Consider the following 21,929-nt stretch of genomic DNA (forward strand, 5'->3'; position numbering starts at 1 on the left):
CTATTTAGCAGGCTTCGGACTGATAATTTGAACATTCTGAAATGCAATCGCACCTTTTACAACTCCAGCAATTACGCTCTGTAGCGCTTCAATGATCTGCATCTTAAGCTCACTGCGATGATAGATAAGACTCACTTCTCGTGCCGGTGTAGGTTCTTCAAACATTTTGAGATTTTTGCTGCGATCACCGTTTAGGTCCAATGTATGTAGATAAGGCAGTAATGTCATTCCTAAACCTTCATCAGCAAGTTTAATCAAGGTTTCAAAACTTCCGCTTTGCAGCCTCATATTATTGTCTAAATAATCTTTAGAAGCCTTGCATAAATTGATCACACTATCCTTGAAACAATGCCCATCTTGAAGCAATAAAATCTCATTAACATCTAGATCCTCTACTGTAAGTTTATCCAGTTTTTGAAGAGTGTGGTTATAAGGAATATAAGAAACAAATGGTTCGTAGTACAAAACGCGCTCCTTTATAAGATCATTATTGAGCGGTGTAGCGGCAATACCCGCATCAAGATGTCCCTCTTCCAGCTTCTCAATCATAGCTTCAGTATGGATCTCTTCAATAGTGAGTTTCACTTTGCTATATTTCTTTAAAAAGTTATGTAAGAACATAGGAAGTAGGGTGGGCATTACTGTTGGTATAATCCCTAATTTAAATTCTCCACCAATAAATCCTTTTTCCTGATCAACAATATCCTTAATGCGATTGCTCTCATTAACAATATTACGAGCCTGAGAAACGATTTTTCGCCCTACCTCGGTCAATTCTATGGGCTTTTTACTTCGATCAAAAATCAGAATATCCAGCTCATCCTCTAATTTTTGAATTTGCATGCTTAACGTAGGCTGAGTAACAAAAACTTTTTGCGCTGCTTTAGTGAAGTTTTTGTGTTCGGCTACCGCAAGAACATAGTGTAACTGTGTAATGGTCATATCTCAAATTAACAATCTGTACAAAGGTATTTTTATCATTGCTAAATACTATTAAAGCTTTACTAAAAAAAGTTTTTCTCTATCTCGTTAACCTTGTCGTCGCTGTTACATTAAAAAGAAATAAAAACAATAAACATGAAAAAACTTTATTTCTACGCCTTGATGTTAGGCATCGTGTTATCCGGATGTTCTAAAAACGATGATGATGGTGACGGTGATGCTCAACAATTTGATTGTAGCAATCCTAATATCATTACCCAGCAATATTTAGATGCCGCTAATGCATTTCTAAATAATCCCACAGAGGATTCGTGTAACGATCTAAGAGAAGAAGCTATTGAATTCTTAGAAGCCATAGAACAATGTAATATCGCCGTGGGAACAGATGTAGAAGCGCTTATACAAGAATATCAAGATTTGGATTGTTCTGATTTTGCAGGATAATCAATCTATGTAAAAAGCTGTCTTAGAAACAAGCATTTCTAAGACAGTTTTATTTTATATCAATTAAATTCTTTCACTATTGTTTTAAGGTAAGTATAACGGGTTCTTTACCTACAGTAAATTTTGCTGTTTCCCACTGTGGTGGTCCAAAATCTGCGGGATTGTTCGATACCCAGTAATCTTCCTTTGGCATTCCAGTGGTTTCAAAATCCATTTGATTATTATCATTTTCATCATGATATGAACTTATGGCATACGTGCCGGCAGGTACGTTTTTAAAGATAAGCGTGACTTTACCATCTTTGATGGTATCTTTTGAGCTGTAGTTTGGAGCAGCTTTCATAAAAGTATCCTCAGTATACAATCCGGTGTGAATAGTTCCTTTATCACTCAGCACATTTTCAATGTGAACGGTTACTGTTGTTGTGGCTTGTTCTTTTTCTTGAGCAATACTTAAAGTGGTAATCACTACTGTAAGACATAATGTTAGGATCGTTTTCATATGATTTGTTTTAGGTTATTAATTGATGGTGTAAAAGTAAGCGCAGAGCTTATATTTAAAGAATTCTAATCACCCAACCGTTGATTTTTAAGGCTGAATTGTACCTATTCGGTTTTATTCCTTAAAAAGAGAATAAAATTGGGAAGGAATCTACCTGTTTTCTCCCGATACTGTTTATAATCGCTGTGTTTTTTAAGCAGTAACATTTCTTCATAATTTGATTTAAATCTAAAAAGCACATAAAATGCCACCCAGACTATTATTTTATAACAAGAATGTCTGTATAATGCATAGCCTAAAAAAATAAAAAGTATCCCGGTATACATAGGGTGTCTTATCATACTATAAACACCGGTGTAAACTAATGAATTATTAGGTTTAGGAGATGGAAACGGCGTAAGGTTTTTGTTAAGTTGCACTGCACCTAAGATTACTACCAAAATGCCCATCCCAATAATAATCAAATTCACTATTTGCAGGTAATCGGGAAGTATAAACGACCAAAAGCGTATGGGTAAAAAATACAATCCAAATAGAATAATTTGGATGAAAACAAGGCCGAAATTTTTTGACATCATATTCATTAATATTAAATATAACACTATATGATTAAACGTTTCTATGGTACGATAAATCGAAGTGAAAATAGTAATTTTGGGTAATGCAAACTTACGTTGAAGCATTTATAAACGGTTTTTTAAATACGTGCCAGTGGACTTTGAATTCGATTACATTTGGTGTGCCTTGGTACACCAATTACTTTTGGGGTCTCATCATCCTATCACTTACTATTTGGGGCCTTGAAATAGCATTTCCGTGGCGAAAAGATCAAGCCATCTTTAGAAAAGACTTTTGGCTGGATGCCTTTTATATGTTCTTCAACTTTTTTGTGTTTGCCATTATGGTCAGTGGATTCTACGATGTACTGGAAGTATTGTTCGACGATATTGGGATTACTATGAATTCTTTAGCCATCATTGATCTTTCTGAATTACCTGTAACGGTTCAGCTTTTAATATTCTTCATTCTATTAGATTTTTTACAATGGATTACGCATATGGCATTGCACAAATATGAGGTAATATGGCAATTTCATAAAGTACATCACAGTGTAAAAGAAATGGGATTTGCGGCTCACCTACGCTACCATTGGATGGAGAATATCCTGTATAAACCACTTAAAACATTTGGCGTAATGCTCATTGGAGGATTTGAACCCCAACAAGCATTTATTGTTCATTTTATCGCAATAGCCATAGGTCATCTCAATCATGCAAACATAAAATTGACTTGGGGACCATTGAAATACATTTTTAACAACCCTGTGATGCATTTATACCATCATGCTTATACGGTCCCCAAAGGAAAATTCGGAGTCAATTTTGGTATAAGTTTAAGCCTTTGGGATTATCTCTTTTGTACCTACTACGTCCCGGAGGATAGCGGAACTATTCCCTTAGGTTTTGAGGGCGATGAACATTTTCCTAAAGCATTTAGAACACAAGCGCTGTATGGATTTAAGAAACCTTCTTCTCCAAAATCATAAAGATTTCTTTGCCTTTTCGTGGCGGAATAGAGTTGTGACACGCTTCTAATGTGAGCATATTGAAATACAGGGTAAAGTAAGATTGATATTCTGTTTGGCTTCCGCCGAAGGGTGGTCCTTGCGATGATAGTGGAAAATTAAATAACACACCCACCAGTTTACCTTTAGAATCAAGTAGATCGTGCATTTTTTTTGCATACGCTTCGCGGAAGGAAGGATCAAGCGCACAAAAGAACGTCTGTTCCAAGATTAGGTCGAAGCTTGTATCCAGATCAAAAAAGTCGGTTTGGTATACATGTTCTTCCGGAAAGTTAGGTACACGTTGTTTGAAGTTCTTTACCGCTTCTGAAGCAATATCAACTACAATGACATTGGTAAATCCCTGCTGATGAAGATATTCAGCTTCATAGGCATTTCCTGCTCCCGGGATCAAGATGCGAATACTTTTATCTTTGATCTGGTCGATATATTCTTTTAGCGGAGTAGAAGGATAGCCAATATCCCAACCGGTTTGATTGGCGAGGTAGCGGTTATTCCAGTAGGTGGTATCGATCTTCATTGAAGTTAATCTGTGATTTTATAATTGTAAAGATAAAGGTATCTTTCCCATATGAGTAAATCCGTATTAAGATTACAAGATAAAGTAAATGAGTTAGGGTCGTTTATTTCTAAGAGGACTTTAATCAACACATCCGTTTCTCAAGTTTCTGTAGCATGGCACATTGAACACGCACTACATGTTTTGATAGGTGTTTGTAGTGCTATAAAAGCTTCAGACCCTTCAGATTTTAAGCCTAATTATAACCTCACCAGAATTTTTCTGTTTCTTAGAGGTTCTTTTCCCCGTGGGCAAGGACGTGCCCCAAAAGTCACTCGCCCCACAGAGGAGGCTTCCGAAGAAAAATTAAAACAGCTTATCAAACGCATGAAGGTATTGGTGGATGAACTGGAAGCTCTTCCTGCAAAAGCAAACTTTAAACATCCTTACTTCGGTATAATCAATAAAAAGCAGACGATTTATTTTTTAGAGCTTCATACTAAACATCACCTCAAAATCATCAGGGATATGTTGAAGAAAGGGTAGGGTTTTCCTTAAATTCTGAAAATAACGCCGTACCATCAACTTCAATATGGGCGACATGGCGTACAATGCTTTTGGGATCTAGCGGAGTCCAATGATCGGCGTAGTAGATTAAGCTTTTTGTATTGGTGGTCGCTTCAATGAGCTCTTCTTCTATCAGGCCTTGTTCCAGTCCGCGGTTGATATAAAACCTGCGTTGGTCTCCTTTAACCCTAAATGTGATGTCTTTTGATCCTTGATGAGCTTTCAATGTGATGATTTCACCGGTTAGCTTGCCGCAATCTTTGGGTTCAAGGTTCATAATAGGTCTAAAAATCATCGCTACCAAAACGAGCAATATGAGTGATAGTACAATAGCACTGTTTTTAATGATTCTCTTCATATGTTTCTGTTTCTAAATTACATAACTCTTCGTCAACTTTGACTTGGATGGTATAAATGTAAAACGTATAGAGCATAATCTTATTTTCTTTCTTTAGATTCTTGAGAAATCTAAACATATGAATATACCTCAGTGACTAATGAATTTGGTCATATATTATTCGTTTATAGTTTGCGCTTGGTTAAAAATGCTAAGGGTACTAAAGAATTAATATTAAAAATTTTCCGTTAGCGACTGCTTTAGAATTATTTTAAGCAGAGAGATAACAGATACAATGAGTTTGCCAGGATTATTATTAACTTCTCACGTTTTAGTTACAACAACCCTCTCGCTTTAATTTCTAAATATTTATTGATGGTATTCACGGTTAACTTTGCCGGCGGAGTTAGCACTGTTTGGATACCATATTGATTCAATTCTTTTGCGATAAGCTGTTTATCCATCGCAAATTGATTGGCAATCGTTTGATCATAAACATCGCCAATCGTAGACGGGTTTGATTCAATAAGCTGTCGCAATTCTGTATTTTCAAAAAAGACGACAACCAGTACGTGCCGTTTTGAGATGGCTTTAAGATAGGGGAGCTGTCTTCGCATCGCACTGATATGTTCAAAATTGGTAAACATAATAAGCAAACTACGCTGAGTAATCTTGCGATTAATATGACCATATAACAGCCCTAAGTCGCTATCTAAATGTTTTGTATTTATATTATATAGCGTTTCTAACATCAGGCTTAAATGACTGGTCCTTCGGGCAGCTTTTAAATAATTGCCCACGGTATGAGCATAAGTGAGCATTCCTACTTTATCATTTTTCTTCAAAGCGATATTCGCAAAAGCTAGGGTACTATTAATGGCGTAATCCACCAGCTTAAGTCCCTCAAAAGGCATTTTCATCACACGACTGGTGTCAATAAAGGTGTAAATGGGTTGAGATTTTTCATCCTGATATTGATTCACCATCAACTGCGCTTGTTTAGCGGTAGCTTTCCAGTTAATCGTACGTACATCATCCCCCGGGACATATTCCTTGATCTGTTCAAATTCCATGGTATGCCCTATACGTCGTATCTTTTTCAACCCAATGGATTGTAATCGATTATCCATAGCCAAAAAATCGTACTTCTTCATTTCAATAATAGAAGGGTATACCTTGGCTAATTGCTCCCCGTTAAAAATGAATTTGCGCTTAACTAATTTTAATGAAGTCGAAACAAAGCAGTTGAGATTACCAAACGTATACTCCCCACGTTCTGTCGGTACGACAATATATTCAATGGTTTTTGTATATGCTTTAGCTGATGAATTCCCTGCACCACTCAACCTAATCTCTTCTAAAAAATCTCTCTTTTGAAATTGCACAGGTAATTCGTCTACCAATTCTACAAAAACAGGAAACGAATATTCATTTTTTAAGATCACCCGAATAATATTTTCTGCACCGTTGGATAATTTCTCCACCATTTCACGTGAGCCTTTGATCTGCTTACGCCCGTACAGTGCGGCGATATCAAGGATGAACAACACCAGTACCGTTAAGAACATGAGCCATCCTGCTGTATACAGCGGTGTATACCAATACGAAATTAGAAAGAGTACAGAGACACCAAAAAGAAGGTAGTAAAACCTTTCAGAAAGATATAAGGATTTAAAAAATTGAATCACTTATCGTGGGATTTCAACAGATTGTGTAATCATCTCTACTACCTGTGCCGTGGTCATTCCTTCCATTTCACGCTCTGGCGATAAAATGATACGATGTCTCAAAACGGGAACCAAGGTTTTCTTTACATCCTCTGGTGTGACAAAATCCCTACCTTCAATCGCGGCAAAAGCTTTAGAGGCATTCATAATTGCCAGCGATGCCCTGGGGCTTCCACCTAAGAATAAATGCGGATGGTTACGGGTTTTCGTAACGATTTGGGCGATATAGCTTAAAATTTTCTCTTCCACTACAACCTCATGGATTTGTGTTTTAAATTCCTGTAATGCATCAGGCGTAAGCACTTCATTTAATTGTAAAACAGCCATTTTCCCTTTTCTCGCATGGTGAGAAGTTAAGATATCGATTTCTTCCTTCAACGACGGATAGTTTACCGTAATTTTAAATAAAAAACGATCCAATTGAGCTTCGGGTAGGGCATAGGTTCCTTCCTGTTCAACAGGATTTTGCGTAGCCAAAACCATAAAGGGTGGCGGCATATCATAGCGTGTGCCATCCATAGTGATTTGACGCTCTTCCATCACTTCAAATAGTGCAGCCTGCGTTTTTGCGGGCGCTCTGTTAATCTCATCAATCAATACTATATTGGAGAAAATAGGTCCTTTTTTAAATTCAAATTCGCTGGTTTTCATATTAAGAACAGAAGTCCCTAAGACATCACTCGGCATTAAGTCTGGGGTGAACTGCAATCTGCTAAAATCTGTATCCAGCGTTTTAGCAAATAGTTTTGCGGTGATGGTTTTGGCTATACCGGGAACACCTTCAATCAGTACATGCCCATCTGCAAGTAAAGCAACGATAAGAAGTTCTATAAATTCATGTTGACCAATAATAATTTTACCAAGTTCCTCTTTAATTTGCTCTACTGCGGCTTTTAGCTCTTCTAAGGGAATCCTAGTTGTAAACTCAAGGTTTCGATCAGATTTTGGTGTGGGATTATTCTGTTCTTCCATGGATGGAATGTTTAAAATGATTTATTTTTTTCGTGAGTTCCAGTAATTCATTTTTTGTAATTTCTTCGGGTTGCTGAAGAATATGTTCAATATCAATAAATAATTCTTTTACCGCTTTCGCGGAAGCACCGCTGCGTGCTGTAATGGTCTCAATATCTTCTTTATCAATGTGTTTGCCAGTAAGATTTACGCGTAATTTGGTTCGAATGAAATCGAATAATTGGCGTATTTGTTTTTTAGCGATCTCAGTGTGTTCTTTTCGCTCAAGGTACATTCCTGCAATAGTTTGTGTATACGCATAGGTTTGATTTTTTAAAGGCGTAATCATCGGAATACTGCGTTGCTTGCGCTTACCTTCAAAAATAACAAATAGAACTCCGGCGATTAGTGCCATATAATAGCTCCATTTAAGGTATTTATTTCCAAGTAGCAGATATAGGACAGATAACTGTATAGTTTGTCCTGATTTATAATGATTATCCCAGTAGAGGTTAGATGATTTAGGTAAATAGCCTAATGCCTTTTGCGTGTAGTTTTCATGATCCTTTTGAAGGATAAAATAATTTGAAAATGCCTGGGGCATGCTATGAAGCCATAGCGTTCCCTCACCATAGGGGATTTCAATAAAGTTTACCAAAGAATCATTTTTTTCATCATTCTCTTCGTATATATCGATGTGACCCAGAATTTTATGGGACGTGGTATCAATTTTATCAAAATATTTAATATCAATACTTGTGTTAAATCGGTATGAATGATCAGGATCTGGTTTGGAGGTGAGCGAAAATACAGGATCACTTTCAACAGTATTGGTAACAAACCCTACTGCCATAGAAATATCTAAGGTGTCTAAAAGTGCGCTGGACATATAGTTTGCGGCGATGTAGGCTGCATTACCCCGCTCAATCCAATGCAATAGGCGATTTGTCTCGTCCTTATCAAACATGATTTTATCATTGACAAAAAGATAGCTTCCTTCTTTCAAACTGTCTTGTAAAGCAATGAATGGTGGTTGATTGACTTCGGTCAGTGTGAAGGTCTCATTTTTAGCAAGCTGCTCAAAAAGCACAAAAGTTCCTAGCGGGATCTTATCTGTTTTAGCATAGCTGGGAAACCAATTGATTGGTTGGGACTTATTTGCCTCCAGCACCACCAACATGGCTAATAAAGCAATAAGTACACCCAATATTATTTTGTGCTTTTTGCTCATTAGTTTAATGTGCCGCTTAATTGGTTAAACTTTGTTCGTGCAACATGATACTCGGTTTCTCCAACTTCAAAATTACCATACCAGGTATAGTCGTAGATTTTAGTTAAATCCCTAAACGAGGGATATATAGTGGACTGCGCCAGTTCTACAGCATAGTCTGCATTGGTCTTTTGCGCCTCATATTGGATTAGTTCTTTTTCTTTTAATTGTTGAAGCATTCTCAAATAATAATATCTCACTGCCAGGCGGTAGTTCTTTTGTTTCAGTGCTTGTGCAATGAGGTCATCTATGTTTCGTGATTGAATGATCTTATCATCATCACTTAAAAATACTTGTGGAAGCTCCTGATCTCTTTTAATTGCTTCTCCCGGATTAAATCGTATGAACAGGTAGACAATAAGGGCCAGCAGGCCAGCAATAAGAATATACGGAAGCGATCTAACAATGAGTGACCAAAATCCATTGAGTTCTACACCATCAAACAACCAATTCATAAATTTGTCCCATGTATTATTTATCCAGCGAAAAAGGGACGTAAAAAAATCATCGGCAGGTTCTATCTGTTCCATGTAATCAAAATCACTACTGCTTCGGTAGCGTTCAAGATCATCCTGATCAAATGCTAGAGGGTTGACCTCAGTCTTGTCGTAGGATACTTCGTTTGCAGGCCGAAGGGAGTCATTTTCCGCGTCAAGCGAAAAAAAACAACACACAAAATACCATACAAGGATTATTTTCATGAATCAGAAGTTCTTTTTCCCAGGTTTTCAATTTGTTCAAAGGTGCCTGTATCGTGACGGTGTTCATTGAGGTTGAAATAGATAAAAGTAATACATACTACGCTTACGATGGAGAAAATATATTGAGCAAGAGTTGCAATAGAGTTTAAGATCAAATCTATCCAATCCACCATAGATGTAGGATCTGCGGTATTGATGTCTTGAATAGAAATAAACGTTTTAGCAAAGAAATAGATCAGAGCAGGAATTTGAAATATATAGTTTATAATTGCCACCAAAATGCTTATGATAATGATGGTAAAAAAAGTAACCCACCAATGATCTTTAATCAATGTGAATGAATGCGAGATAGCTTCACCAATATCCTTTCGTTCAAAGGTGTAGATAGCAAAGGTGAGTGATAGGGGGACAGCAAGATAAACCCCTGGAAAAAAACAAATAAATAATCCTATCACGATCATGATTCCAACTAAAAACAGTAGTCCTATCATGCCTCCCACAGAATTTTTGACTCCTTGTCTTACCTCCAGTTCTTCAACTTGTCCCTGATGTTTAACATAAGACTTGATATACTGTAAGGTTCCGGAATATAGTACAGCATATAGCAATACGGTACAAATTAGCATCGCAAATAGGGCTAGTACGAATATTCCAGACATCATTCCGGCTGAACTCAAAATGCCGAAGCTACCTTGTCCAAAACCAAGTCCAAAAGTAGTGTACATATAAAATATTGAAGCAGCTAATGCAAGTATAAGTATAGGCCATGATATCTTGAACAAAATGGATAGCAAGGATTTATAATTATCGCGTACAAAGGCAAATGTAACCGAGATTATTTCTCCTAATTCTCTTTTTCGCTTAAATTCTATGTATTCTTGATTCATTAGACTTTGTTGTGTTTTTTATGGAGTTGACGGGGGAGAATCACATAATAGTATACGATGAGCGCAAAGCTAAGTCCTATGATGTTAATGGCTAACCAGTCTGGCATTTCGGTATGTCTTGTAACGAATCCCTCTAAAAAACCCGCTACTATAAATAGCGGGATTGTGCTAACTACAATTTTTAATCCTTCCTTAACACCAATTACAAATGCATCTAAGCGCCTGTACGTATTTGGGAAAAACATATACTTTGCCATTACTAAGCCTGCACACGAAGCGATGATAATAACTGATATTTCAATTGTACCGTGAATCCAAATGGTTCGAACAGACTCCCAAAGTAACCCCTTATCATAAAAAAAGTACTGAAAAGAGCCCAACATAATAGCATTTCTCATGACGATAAAAAGCGTTCCTATTCCAAGGAAAATTCCGCAAACAAAGGCAAAGAGTGCTACTCTGATATTGTTAATTGTTATTCCAATAAACATATTCATTTCATTGGCTTTTTTATAAACCGCCATGGGATCACCATTTTCAATGTTTTGCAACGTCATATTTACGTATTGATCTCCCAGGATCATACGCACAAAATCTCCATCTTGCGACGCAGAAAAAACACCTATTACTGTGAAGAGCGCAAAAAATACGACTGAAAACAGTAGTTGCTTGCGATGTTGATAGAACGATAGCGGAAATTCCTTTAGAAAGAATGATACAATACGACCTCTTGATTCCCGCTTGGTTTTATATATTTTTTGATGAGCCCTGGAAGAGAGCTGATTAAGGTAAAGAAGTGTATTACTTTTAGGATAAAAGGTTTGCGCATAGCTCAAATGATCTGTAATTTCTAAATAGAGGGCAGAAAGCTCATCTGGTGAAAATGTAGCATTTTGAGTGATTGCATTTTCAAATCGTTGCCATTTATCTTTATTTTGCTTTACAAATGCTGCCTCGCGCATGCTTTAAATCTTAGTGACCCAAAGAAACCAATTAAATGGATAATTTTCAAATAGAAACGGCTCAAAATGTTAGTATTCATCAGCCGGTAGCAAATGTAGGAGATCGTATTTTTGCCTTTATCATTGACGTGTTGGTTTTAGTGGCATATGCTACGTTAATATTTGTGGCGGCAGGGTTTATAGGTATGGATTCTTTTGATGAATGGGTTTTCCAACTGGCAGTAGGATTACCTATTTTTTTATATCATTTATTAATGGAAACCTTTAATGATGGTCAATCACTAGGAAAAATGGTTATGAAAATACGGGTAGTGTTGGTTAATGGTGGTAAACCTGCATTTTCTAATTACGCCATCAGATGGTTATTGCGCCTCATTGATATCACCTTTTCCAGTGGTTCTGTCGCGGTAATTAGTTTGCTTTTTAGCCGAAAAGGACAGCGCTTAGGGGATCTTGCTGCTAAAACTACAGTTATTACCGAAGCAAGGAGAACTAGTTTTGCTAACACCTTACTGGTAGATCTTCCTGAAGATTACGTACCCAAATATTCGCAGGTCACTGTATTTACAGATCAGGAAATCCAATCTATTAAAACTATATTTACCAAAGCAAGACGATCTTCTAACCACAAAGTAATTCTTTCGCTTTCTAATCGAATTTCCAGTGTTTTAGAGATTACTCCTGAAGAAAAACCCCTGCTCTTTGTGGATCGGGTGATCAAGGATTACAATTACTATACTCAGCAGTAGCGGACTATCATTACTACAAAAAATGAGTAGTGAATCATTTGTGATAATTAAATTAAGCGAAAATCTCTCTCCACTTAACAAGCCATACCTTTAATTGGTACCGGTTCTCTCTTTGATAAAATTTATTTTTTTAAATAGTTTTCACATTTATAAATTAATGGTTCACCATTATCCGTCAAAATCCTTGCAAGAAACCTTTTCAAATTTTTCAGGTTCTGGAGTGAAATTTTCTTTTATAGTATTGCCGACATATTCCTTAGGAAACGGACCATCGATAATTATTTGATAAATAGGTATACCAGTTTTTTTATTAATGTAAAGCTCAACGTTAGATTCTGTTTTAAGATATAAACTGGCTTTCATTTTCTTTGCCTCAATTATTTTCAAAATATGTATTCTTTCTGAATTTTCGGGCACTGATTCTTTATCACAATAATTAAATACAATCAAGTTACCATCGTCTTTATTAATTAATAATGAGGGTGTATTACAATAGCATAATGTTTCAAAATCAAGGCCATATTTTTTATATGGATCGCTATTAGATTCATTTAAAATGGAAATACCAACCAATTCTTTATTTACAATTTCATCGAATGCTGGAGGAATTGCAATCTTAGATTTTTCATCTGATATAATTTGATTAGAAAATATATGAGCAAAACCATCCTGTTCGATTATAAAATAATTTTTTACTATGAAAGCATCATCGAAAAGAGATTTTAATGGAGAAGCTTTTATATGAGCATTTTTATTTCTAATGGATATGATTGAGTCGGGTAATGATATTTTCAGCTTATCTTGAAATAGATTGATGTAGAATTGCTTCATATAAGCATTAAAATAGATCTTAATAGGAAGTTTAGTACGAAATATTTCTTCAGTTGAATCTTCATTAATTCTAATTCCATTTTGATTCAATTGGAATACTATATTCTCGTAGGGATTTTTTTTCAAACCGTTCGCAGAGATATCCCTTTCGCCAATAGGATAAGTCTCTCTATAATGCCATTTTGAACTAGTGGATGAGTCTTGATTTAACTTAATTTCAGTGGTTAGCTGATCAACAACTATGGGGCTCTTTTTTTTCCTACATGACACTAGTGCAAGGATTACGAAAACTACTAAATTATATCTTACTTTAGTAATCATCCTTTAGATTTCGTTCGCTCAAGACTGTATTTGTTTTTTGACTTTCCCACTAAAGAATCTATATAAGTACTTTTGAAATAATATATTGAGTCATTTAAAATAAGTTCTCCCAGATCATGGGTAGAATTTTTTTTATTTGAAGTTTGAAAATCATGCAAACTAAGTTTTCTATCATCTACCTGTGAGATAGAAAATGTTCCTTTTATATTTTCTACATAACTGTCCAAACTAAACATACCACCTCCATTATCATCTATAGAAATAGTTATAGTTGCCCGCGATCTAGGATCTCCAGATTCACTTTCTATTCTTGTAAAAGTACCTATATAGTTTCCATACCACTGAGCAGCATTGCTAAGTGTCGCCGATTCTTTAAAAATACTGCAATCAAAATCTAAAGCATTTCGATAATTATATCTTTGATCCTGTGTGTCCCAAAACACAAAAAAACTGGATTTTTCTGGCAGTATAACCTCAAGCATATTTTTATTGCATTGATCTGTATTTTGTAAATAGGTTATTATACCGGTATCAAATTGATCGTAGATGATTGTATTTATTTGTCCGTCTTGTGCATTGGCGTCTTTTTTAATAACATAGGGTTGAGTAGATGCTTTACTAGTCTTAAAATCATTAAAGATCAATAGGAAGGGGAATTTATGATCTCCATAACCATCTACAAGTTCATCTAATCTCCTGGCTATGATTGCAAAATCCATTTCTCCATTTCTATCAAAATCTGAAGTTGTAGAGATTAAACAATTCGTTTTAGTTTGATCTATAGGCTTATCTAATAAATTTATTTCATTAATCGTTATAGGCTCCCATGTATTAGAGTTTGTATTGAAATAATTTTTAATGTTTTCTGGTAATTCACAGATTTCATTTTGAAATTTATCTAACACTTCACTTTTTGTGATTAGTGCTTCTTTTTCGACGTTTTCTGTTTTAGATGTACTAGTATTCTTGCAAGAAAAAGTGATTAGTACGCTAAGAAAAAATAATTGATATATGATCTGATATTTCATTTGCTTCTTAATTATTCTCCGTGTAAATGGTCAGCGTGTGCCTATAGATGAACTTAAGCCCGCATCAATTTTCGCGAACTGATACTTCACATTTTTCTTTTCTAATATCCTGCGCAGGAAGTTGCTTTATTTTTTTTGCATATTCAGTATTACTTAATTCTGACATTTCCAGATTTTGCTGAATCACACATCTGTATATTGTGGTTTCTTTTTCAGTTGAAACCTCATTAATATAGATTGTTTTAGTTAACATCCAACGATTATTTATAAAGTCTATATAATGCTCAGCAAACGTATCACCACCAGCTGAATACGTGATGATTTTTAAAACACCGTCTTTATCTAAAGGCTCTATGGTATCAATGGTATAGCCTCCGTCTTCTGAAAAATTAATGCTCTTTAGAATTAATTTAGATGGATTTACTTTACTATCAAAAAATAAAAGTTCATTTCCTTCAAGCCTTTTATTTGAGATCACTATATCAGGATTCCCGTCTTTATTCACATCAATATCCTTAGAAAAGTACGAATCACTCTTTTTATAGTAACTAAGCTCATATACTGTTTCTATAGTTTGATTAGTATGTATCGTATTATTTAAAAAATTCTGATCAAAGATATTATCTAAGAGCTCTTTTTTTTCGGAGTTTAGCCCTTTTTCAAATGAATTATCTCTTTTAGGGTGCGGTCCATCAAAAAGAAAGAATAATACGGATTTTGCGTCTTCCTCATTAATTTTATTTATTAGCGTAAAGGCATTTTCTCTTTTTAGATATTCGATCATATTATATTGAAAATAATTGACTGCATCAGCCTGCCACGATCCATTCATTGCTATGCCGATGAGCTTATCCTCATACTTTTTATGCTCTTTCTTTGAAAGATTGGAGAACCAATAATTGATATAATCTATACTTACATCGTAAAGAGGATTTGGGTTATTCTCGATCTCATTCCAGCCAAAATAATCCATGAATGTTATAAATGAGCTTGGAAATTGTTTCATGAATTGATCCTCATTCTTGTCTTCATAAGATTTTTTTAGTAATAACCAATCATTTTGAACAGGAATTTTATTTTCAAAAGAGAATAAATTATCTACCTCATTTTTTACTTCTTCTTTTGTTTTAGAATCACATGAAACTAGTGTGAAGACTAAAACCCCTAATAACATATATTTATTCATAATCCTCTGTAATTACTATTTGTGCTCCATAAATACATTTCTTTCTATGGTCAAATTATGTAAACATGTTAATATTTTGTTAATTAATGCCACTGTTTATAAAAGTTGCTTTCTGAAATAAACCCGCTTCGATCAAAAATTTTTTAAGTTTTTCAAAGGATTCCGCATCATTACTAATATAAAATTCATCGATAAGCATTTTGAGTATACTCTCATCGGTAGCTAAGTTTAACGCTTTGTTGTTTTGAAGTTTAAGCTTATTTAGGGAGCTGATGTAATGAGAAATACCATTTTCATAATTACCAGGAGATAGAAGTTGAATATATTTAGAGTTTAATATATTTTTAGGTGGAAAATCTTTAAATGGTATGGCCTCAATATTTGGTAAAATAGCAACCATTATACCTTGTCTTGACGAATGAATTTCAATAGTACCATTATACATCGTGTTATTTTTAATAGAATCTAATTTGAATTGATACATTGTTTTAGAATAATAATTCCCCAACCTATCATTCATTTCTAATTTAAAAGATTGATCTCCACATATTAAACTTAAGTTTTTTAGGTCATTTATGATTATTGGCATCCGCTTTAATGAAAATAAAGCAGAATCAGATAAGGAAGGTCCCAAGATATTTAGCTTAACTTTATCAGATAAAGAATCTTCCTTTATTAATTTAATGTTGTATAAATTATTTTTTGATGAGCATTCTGTTAAAACAGAGCTTTGCTTATTTTTATAAGGTATGTTTTCAATCAGCTGCTCACGACTTTTAGATGTAGTTGAACAACTGAAAGTAGTTAAGAAAATCAGAGCTAAAACTGCTAAAATTAATTTTGCATTCATTAGAATCAGTATTTTAAAAACGATCTTGCATGCGTCTATAACGTTCAGGCATATCTGTACCTCTTCTGTTTACACCGTAAATATCAAGTATTCTTTGCTCATATCTGGCGTGATTATTACCCCATTCATTAGGGTTTCTGGATACAGGTTGCAATTGCTCATCGCTTGATCTATTAACATTGTAACGTTCAATTTCTCGGTCCACTTGTCTAAAGAATACGTCGAGGGCAGAGCCAAAGTCATTATCTAAATAAGCAGGTCTATTTATATGATGGTCTAATACCGTAGCATGTCCTAATGCACTGTTAAGATATTCTCCAATAGTATTATTATAACCTACAGGAGTTGTTGGAAGTACCCGATTTCTCAGTCTATCTATGAAGTCATCTATTTGTTTAGCTTGAAAATCAGGATCCTTCACCGCCTTTAATATTGGTTCAAGAGGTTTACAATCCAGATAATTCCTGAATTCTGAGGCATTGAACCCCTCCCTAATTAAATTTTTTAATTGTCTACCAGTAACTCTTTGCGAATCACTATTGCTTAAATCTTGATAGTACATTGTATTTTCTTCTACTGTCCATCCACAGGACTCGAATAAACAATTGTACTTTTCGGGATTTAGTTCTTTAAATTCTGCAACTTGTATAGGGAATTCACCTTGACCAGTTGGATTTATCGTTTTCTGCATTGCGCCAGCAGTCAAAATTTCACTATCGTAAGATTGTACAGAATCAAGGTCTCCTTCATTAGGAGACATTCCGATCATAACATCCCGCTCAAAAACTGTAACTCGGCCGTCCGCTACAAGGTCATCCCATTGAGGATAATCTTCTAATGGCATATCTCCCCAATAGACAGGTCCAAACACAGTACCATAGCGCGTGCATTGAAAACTTCCAGCAAAACGTTTACCACAATCACAGATGTTTAGTTCAAAATATGCTTCATCGTTTTCATTCAAAAATTCGTTTGTGTGACTTTCTTCATCTCCTTCTGCTATAGCTTTAAGCCATAAAAAAACTTCAGGAATTTCATTTTCGTCCTCACTTTCTTCCTCTTCTTCTTCAGTTTCACCATTCATGAGATCACGCCAATTTTGTAGGTCTTCATCAGATGCTGGACGGAGCCTTATTTTTTTTATAAATTTTCCATCTTCTATAGTTTCAGTCAATTCAGTAATCTCTGCTCCGTTTTCTTCCTCGCCATCATCTCCAGTAACTTCAAGAACCGGTAAAGGACTTTCTTCATCAACTAATAGTTGTTCTTTTTCATGGATAGTTATGGTCATTTCTTTTTCGTCCAAATTTGATGTCCTTGCAAAAACATATACTACACTTTCTAATGGGGCTGCTGTTATTTTTCTAAACTCAGGCTGAAGTTTATATAGGTCAAATGTTACAGTATCTTGGCTATCATATCTAGTTTTTATAAGCGCTTGAGCTATGATAGCATCGTATGCAAATTCTTTAGTTTCTTTCCATTCAGCTGATTTTAAACTTATAATTTGTCTGGCGATTTCTCTTTTTTCTGCTTCAGTAGCTGTGTCTTGAGGATTATTAAAACTGTATGTATACGATCGTGAAACTTCGTTACCTCGAGGTCTATATTCCTTTTTGGCAAAATAGGCATCCAAAATACCATCTGCCGTACCATCATTTGCCGGTGTACTATTCATTTGCGGACGCTCTTGTCCAATTACTTCCTCTGGACCAGAAACGCCCTTACTTTCAGAATGTTCTAAGATTTCATCTTCCATAACATTTCGCTTTACATACAATTCATTGAATGATCACTCAAATCGATATAGTTAAACTTGGTGAAATAAATTTTACCCTCCTCGTTCCAATCCAGCGAAAAATCGCCAAGTGTAAACCTACAGGAATTTAAAACTGAAGGTTTGGATAAGACTTCTCCATTCTTATTTTTTAGGATGACATAGGCTTTTTTAAAATCAGCATCACCTGTAAAAGAGCCACTCCCGGGATTACCCTGTTCTACATAAAGATCAATCGTATATGCTGCATCTGGACTTGCAAAACTTTCTTTTAATGCATACTCTTTCTTGGTAAATAGATATATTCCCACCACAAGTGCCACAATGACAATTAATCCTATAATCAGGTACGTTTTCATAATTTAAAATTAGCATTAATGCTTTCTAATTTAACGGTAGAGTAGAGGTGATAATTATATCCCATTTGGTGGGCATCCCTGTAATCCCGATAACTTTTGTTGGTAACTTCAAAGAAACCTGAAGGATTATCCCGCGTCCTTTCAATAGTAATAGCATCTCTGCTATCAATTCTCCAAAATCCCAGCTCTTGTGATGCTGCTGAAGGGTCATCATCAATAAAGTCATAACTATCCTTGATATAGATGCCAAGCTGCTTTACGTTAACCTGAACCGAAGCATTTGAAATAAGACCCGGTTCATTATAGACCAATTCTCCTTTGGCATACATATGAAAATTGAAATTAGCCAGTGATGCTACAAAGTCGTCCAAACCATCGGTCATAAAATGAACACCCATATCAAAAAATCCCGAAAAGGATTTACTGTTGAAATAATACTTTTCATACTCCGGCATTTTTTCTCCTCTATGCGTAATAATTGCCTTACTCGTTACACCAAAACTCGTTTTTGATCCTTGAGAAGCGGGTAAGCTCATTTTTCCGTCAGTCACCATTCGATTAATCTCAGCTTTTAACGAACGCTTTGGCGCAGTGTTTGTCCATGCATTTAGTGCATTTTCAGTAGCCCGAATAAATTGATTTGCTTCGGTACGTACTTGACTGCTTTCTGAAGTTGCCCAGCTAAATGTCACCGCATCAATTTCAGGATCAACACTGTCTTTGTTGATATTGCTTCCGCGAGTAAACCAGATGCGCTGTAAACCTTCTGCATTAGAAAAACCTTTAATTCCCATTAATTGAGGGACATAACGCACAAAGTGTACTTCAACTACATCCGCCACTTCAGTTTCTTCGCCTTCAATCAAAATAGCAAATGAAAACTCCAGAATATTTGGGAGAGGCCCACTGCCGGTTGCCGTTGCTTTTGCCGCTCTATTGTAATACATGTAGTCTATAGTGAGCCTGTAAAGATGCTTCCCGGTTCCCAGCTCAAATTCTTGAGAAGTGTGCACCAACGATTTACTTCCTCCATCTTTAGGTTGTGCATATACCTTTACCTGATAGATATCAGCGGTTACACTCGCATCGGGTTCCCATTCTATTCGGGCTTCGTCCTGTTCAAATTCAAGTACCATCCGTTAATTTCTTATTGAACGAGTTTTGATGAAGTCACCTTGGTTGTGGTTCCGCTTGACGGAGAAATCGCCTCTACATCGGTTGCTTCAGCACTGTCCATTTGTGATTTTTGTATATGATCCTTAATCTTTATATCGACTCCACCATAGCTACATTTTATCGTAGAACATTCTAAAAGTGCTTTATTTCCCTGAATCAAGATTTCTCCCGTGTTAATCCATTTTGTTGGAGAAATCAGCGCTACACAGGGAACACTTTGTTTATCACTTTTCTTGCAATTACCCGAAAATTGGAGGTTTGCTTTCTTGTTATCTTTTAAAGTCGCCCAGGTTTTGTCTTGTAGTTTGACTTGGTTGGAGGTCACCACCAACGTACCCTCAGGCTTTAAACATAAAGAACACTCAATCTTGGCATTATTACAAACATATTTTTTACCACTCATATCAAATTAATTCAGTAAGCGAATTTCATATTCCTGTTTTTTTTTATAATTTTTACCGTGGCTGGTTTCCATACAAAGTGATGCGTTGCGAACATCACCAGATGATCTGCTGAACAGATAGTTTCCGTGATACGTATCTAAAACTAGTTCTACTCCTCCGTACACATTCTTATTCAACATCATCGTATTAAATCTTTTTTCCTGCGATGGTGCATTTGCATTTTGCCCACTTATAATCACCATCATTTGATCGTCTTTATTTTGGTGTAACTCTAATCGCTCTTCTACATCATAATGCAGGCCGAATACAGCATTTTCAATTCGTTTGATGTTGCTTGGGTTTTCAGAAGTTTCAGAAGAGTATTCTCTATAAAGACCATTAAATAAAAATCCAAACAAACGATACTGATTAATGTCATCAAGTAATTCTGAAGGATTTGATATCTTTTTTTCGATTCCTTTGATGTATCCTATTACTCCACTGCCTTTATACTGGTTCATTAGTTTTGGTTTTAGGGCAGCCCAGTGATCCATAATTTCTCTATGATTGAGAAGCCGGGATAATCGCCCTTGATGATCCATGACACATTCCAATCTGTCAATCAATGAAGAAATCTTCAAAATCAATTCTTCCTGTTTTTTTAATACTGAAGGCAGGGTAACTTTATACAATTTAGTCGTTATGTCAACATGTATCGCACCATTTGGTTGAGGCTGATAGCTTACTGAAAATTTTCGCTGCGCTTTTTGATTAGTAGATTGTCCATTTATCCATTTGGTACTAAGAACCTGTTGTTCAAAGAACAAAGTTGTTTCAATGGTTGGAAGTGGCAAACGCTCTTTAGCTACAACAAATCTCATGCAATTAACCTTTACTTATTTTCACATCTGCATTTCCCTGAAAGGTAGATATTCCCTTAGAATGTATCGTCATATCACCGGCCGTAGCAATTAAATTTGCGGTAGCTGAGAATTGATTGAGCAGTGCTCCTACGTTTACATTTTTGGCTTGTGCCACAGATTCATTGGCGTTCGTTGAGTTGACATTGTGATTTTGACCGATTCGTTCGCTTTTGTTTTGTCCAACATTGATATCCATATTTTGCTTTACATTGATTTCCAGGTTATTCGCATTCAACGTCATTTTTTCTAAAGCGGTAATGGTCATATTATTGTTTGCAGTATCTATGGTGATCAAATTTTTATTTTGATCCGTAATGGTAATAAACTCACCTCCTTTAGTATCATTGAGCTCTATGGTGTGCCCGCTTCGGGTTCTGATGGCTTTAACGTCATTGGTTCCTGTTTTCCATCCTGCGGGATTACTGCTACCGTTGTAAAGTGCTCCCATCACGTAGGGACGTTCTGCATTACCCCCTTCAAAACCAATGAGCACTTCTTCACCGGTCTCCGGTATAAAGTGAAATCCTTTTTCTCCTCCTGCATGTGGGGTCATCACCCGTAACCAGGGCGTTACTTCTCCCTGTGGCTTTTGCCATGGAAACTGTACTTTGATCCTTCCCAGCCCGTCTGGATCAGCATTATCCATCACCACAGCTACCTGGCTGTTGCTTTTTGGATGTGCCATCACATTGGTCATGGGGTAGGTGTCAGCCGCAGCATCGACCCCTTCAAAGCTATTGAGGTAGGTACCATTCTCTGTGGCGGTGTGGGTAACCTTGGTGATTCTAAAACTCCCCGGAGTGATTCCCTGCCCGGTTACTTTGATGATCTGCCCCAGGCTTACCCCGGGATTATCACTCACCCCTTTCACGGTCATTTGTTTGGCCTCATCTGCTTTCTTTTGCTGGGCGACATGAGTGTCTAAACGCTGTTTGAGCTGGGGATCGTTGTAGGCATTGAGGTAGACTGCTG

25 protein-coding genes are annotated in these 21,929 nt (G+C 36.0%); 4 read left to right on the forward strand and 21 right to left on the reverse strand.

Going from position 1 to position 21,929, the window contains the following annotated elements:
• The gene (locus ABD000_RS07100; RefSeq protein WP_343765252.1) at positions 1–942 is read right to left on the reverse strand and encodes a hydrogen peroxide-inducible genes activator; all 942 of its coding nucleotides are present in this window, start codon (positions 940–942) and stop codon (positions 1–3) included.
• 135 nt (positions 943–1,077) lie between these two features.
• Here ABD000_RS07100 and ABD000_RS07105 point away from each other — a divergent pair, with 135 nt between their 5' ends.
• Positions 1,078–1,386 (forward strand): hypothetical protein, encoded by a 309-nt coding sequence (locus ABD000_RS07105; protein WP_343765254.1) that lies wholly within the window; start codon positions 1,078–1,080, stop codon positions 1,384–1,386.
• A gap of 76 nt (positions 1,387–1,462) precedes the next feature.
• On the opposite strand, the gene ABD000_RS07110 is transcribed toward ABD000_RS07105, so the two are convergent.
• On the reverse strand, positions 1,463–1,888 hold the full coding sequence (locus tag ABD000_RS07110) for a DUF2141 domain-containing protein (protein ID WP_343765256.1): 426 nt from the start codon (positions 1,886–1,888) through the stop codon (positions 1,463–1,465).
• A 104-nt stretch (positions 1,889–1,992) separates the two neighbouring features.
• Positions 1,993–2,466, reverse strand: coding sequence for a methyltransferase family protein (locus ABD000_RS07115; protein WP_343765258.1), 474 nt, complete (start codon positions 2,464–2,466; stop codon positions 1,993–1,995).
• 83 nt (positions 2,467–2,549) lie between these two features.
• On the opposite strand from ABD000_RS07115, the gene ABD000_RS07120 reads away from it, so the two are divergent.
• Positions 2,550–3,434, forward strand: coding sequence for a sterol desaturase family protein (locus ABD000_RS07120; RefSeq protein WP_343765261.1), 885 nt, complete (start codon positions 2,550–2,552; stop codon positions 3,432–3,434).
• Here the strand turns inward: ABD000_RS07120 and ABD000_RS07125 are convergent.
• Positions 3,406–3,993 (reverse strand): methyltransferase domain-containing protein, encoded by a 588-nt coding sequence (locus ABD000_RS07125; RefSeq protein ID WP_343765264.1) that lies wholly within the window; start codon positions 3,991–3,993, stop codon positions 3,406–3,408. The two genes, ABD000_RS07120 and ABD000_RS07125, sit on opposite strands and share 29 nt — an antisense overlap.
• Positions 3,994–4,044: 51 nt before the next feature.
• Here ABD000_RS07125 and ABD000_RS07130 point away from each other — a divergent pair, with 51 nt between their 5' ends.
• Positions 4,045–4,518, forward strand: a complete 474-nt coding sequence (locus ABD000_RS07130; RefSeq protein WP_343765267.1) for a DinB family protein — start codon at positions 4,045–4,047, stop codon at positions 4,516–4,518.
• Here ABD000_RS07130 and ABD000_RS07135 read toward each other — a convergent pair.
• The 7 genes from ABD000_RS07135 to ABD000_RS07165 form a co-directional block, all read right to left on the reverse strand.
• Positions 4,493–4,897 carry a hypothetical protein gene (locus ABD000_RS07135; protein WP_343765269.1) on the reverse strand — a complete coding sequence of 135 codons (405 nt, stop codon included), beginning with the start codon at positions 4,895–4,897 and terminating at the stop codon, positions 4,493–4,495. The two genes, ABD000_RS07130 and ABD000_RS07135, sit on opposite strands and share 26 nt — an antisense overlap.
• A 314-nt stretch (positions 4,898–5,211) precedes the next feature.
• Positions 5,212–6,564 (reverse strand): DUF58 domain-containing protein, encoded by a 1,353-nt coding sequence (locus ABD000_RS07140; protein ID WP_343765271.1) that lies wholly within the window; start codon positions 6,562–6,564, stop codon positions 5,212–5,214.
• On the reverse strand, positions 6,565–7,575 hold the full coding sequence (locus ABD000_RS07145; protein ID WP_343765273.1) for an AAA family ATPase: 1,011 nt from the start codon (positions 7,573–7,575) through the stop codon (positions 6,565–6,567).
• Positions 7,559–8,785 carry a DUF4350 domain-containing protein gene (locus tag ABD000_RS07150; RefSeq protein ID WP_343765275.1) on the reverse strand — a complete coding sequence of 409 codons (1,227 nt, stop codon included), beginning with the start codon at positions 8,783–8,785 and terminating at the stop codon, positions 7,559–7,561. The genes ABD000_RS07145 and ABD000_RS07150 overlap by 17 nt, the downstream gene beginning before the upstream one ends.
• The gene (locus ABD000_RS07155; protein WP_343765277.1) at positions 8,785–9,525 is read right to left on the reverse strand and encodes a DUF4129 domain-containing protein; all 741 of its coding nucleotides are present in this window, start codon (positions 9,523–9,525) and stop codon (positions 8,785–8,787) included. The genes ABD000_RS07150 and ABD000_RS07155 overlap by 1 nt, the downstream gene beginning before the upstream one ends.
• Entirely contained in the window at positions 9,522–10,412 is an 891-nt protein-coding gene (locus ABD000_RS07160) for a hypothetical protein (protein WP_343765280.1), read from the reverse strand. Before ABD000_RS07160 ends, ABD000_RS07155 begins: the two co-directional genes overlap by 4 nt.
• Positions 10,412–11,374, reverse strand: a complete 963-nt coding sequence (locus tag ABD000_RS07165) for a stage II sporulation protein M (protein ID WP_343765282.1) — start codon at positions 11,372–11,374, stop codon at positions 10,412–10,414. Before ABD000_RS07165 ends, ABD000_RS07160 begins: the two co-directional genes overlap by 1 nt.
• Before the next feature lie 35 nt (positions 11,375–11,409).
• Between ABD000_RS07165 and ABD000_RS07170 the strand changes: the two genes are divergently transcribed.
• A complete protein-coding gene (locus ABD000_RS07170; RefSeq protein ID WP_343765285.1) occupies positions 11,410–12,123 on the forward strand; it encodes an RDD family protein in 714 nt (237 codons plus the stop codon).
• A gap of 168 nt (positions 12,124–12,291) precedes the next feature.
• Here ABD000_RS07170 and ABD000_RS07175 read toward each other — a convergent pair whose 3' ends face one another.
• From ABD000_RS07175 to ABD000_RS07220, 10 genes are all read right to left on the reverse strand, one after another.
• Positions 12,292–13,275, reverse strand: a complete 984-nt coding sequence (locus ABD000_RS07175; protein WP_343765288.1) for a hypothetical protein — start codon at positions 13,273–13,275, stop codon at positions 12,292–12,294.
• Positions 13,272–14,303 (reverse strand): hypothetical protein, encoded by a 1,032-nt coding sequence (locus ABD000_RS07180; RefSeq protein WP_343765291.1) that lies wholly within the window; start codon positions 14,301–14,303, stop codon positions 13,272–13,274. Before ABD000_RS07180 ends, ABD000_RS07175 begins: the two co-directional genes overlap by 4 nt.
• Positions 14,304–14,367: 64 nt before the next feature.
• Positions 14,368–15,489 (reverse strand): hypothetical protein, encoded by a 1,122-nt coding sequence (locus ABD000_RS07185; protein ID WP_343765301.1) that lies wholly within the window; start codon positions 15,487–15,489, stop codon positions 14,368–14,370.
• Positions 15,490–15,568: 79 nt separating this feature from the next.
• The gene (locus tag ABD000_RS07190) at positions 15,569–16,339 is read right to left on the reverse strand and encodes a hypothetical protein (protein ID WP_343765305.1); all 771 of its coding nucleotides are present in this window, start codon (positions 16,337–16,339) and stop codon (positions 15,569–15,571) included.
• 13 nt (positions 16,340–16,352) lie between these two features.
• Positions 16,353–18,098, reverse strand: coding sequence for a hypothetical protein (locus tag ABD000_RS07195; RefSeq protein WP_343765307.1), 1,746 nt, complete (start codon positions 18,096–18,098; stop codon positions 16,353–16,355).
• Between the two features lie 11 nt (positions 18,099–18,109).
• Entirely contained in the window at positions 18,110–18,475 is a 366-nt protein-coding gene (locus ABD000_RS07200; RefSeq protein ID WP_343765309.1) for a hypothetical protein, read from the reverse strand.
• The gene (locus ABD000_RS07205) at positions 18,472–19,611 is read right to left on the reverse strand and encodes a DUF6402 family protein (RefSeq protein WP_343765311.1); all 1,140 of its coding nucleotides are present in this window, start codon (positions 19,609–19,611) and stop codon (positions 18,472–18,474) included. The genes ABD000_RS07200 and ABD000_RS07205 overlap by 4 nt, the downstream gene beginning before the upstream one ends.
• An 11-nt stretch (positions 19,612–19,622) precedes the next feature.
• Complete coding sequence (locus ABD000_RS07210; protein ID WP_343765314.1) at positions 19,623–20,054, reverse strand: DUF4280 domain-containing protein; 432 nt, start codon at positions 20,052–20,054, stop codon at positions 19,623–19,625.
• A gap of 6 nt (positions 20,055–20,060) precedes the next feature.
• Positions 20,061–20,915, reverse strand: coding sequence for a hypothetical protein (locus ABD000_RS07215; RefSeq protein WP_343765316.1), 855 nt, complete (start codon positions 20,913–20,915; stop codon positions 20,061–20,063).
• A gap of 4 nt (positions 20,916–20,919) precedes the next feature.
• Positions 20,920–21,929, reverse strand: a 1,010-nt coding sequence (locus tag ABD000_RS07220) for a type VI secretion system Vgr family protein (RefSeq protein ID WP_343765318.1), incomplete at its 5' end; no start/stop codon positions are given.

The sequence above is a fragment of the Gangjinia marincola genome, assembly GCF_039523415.1.
In the GTDB taxonomy this organism is placed as follows: Bacteria; Bacteroidota; Bacteroidia; order Flavobacteriales; family Flavobacteriaceae; genus Gangjinia; species Gangjinia marincola.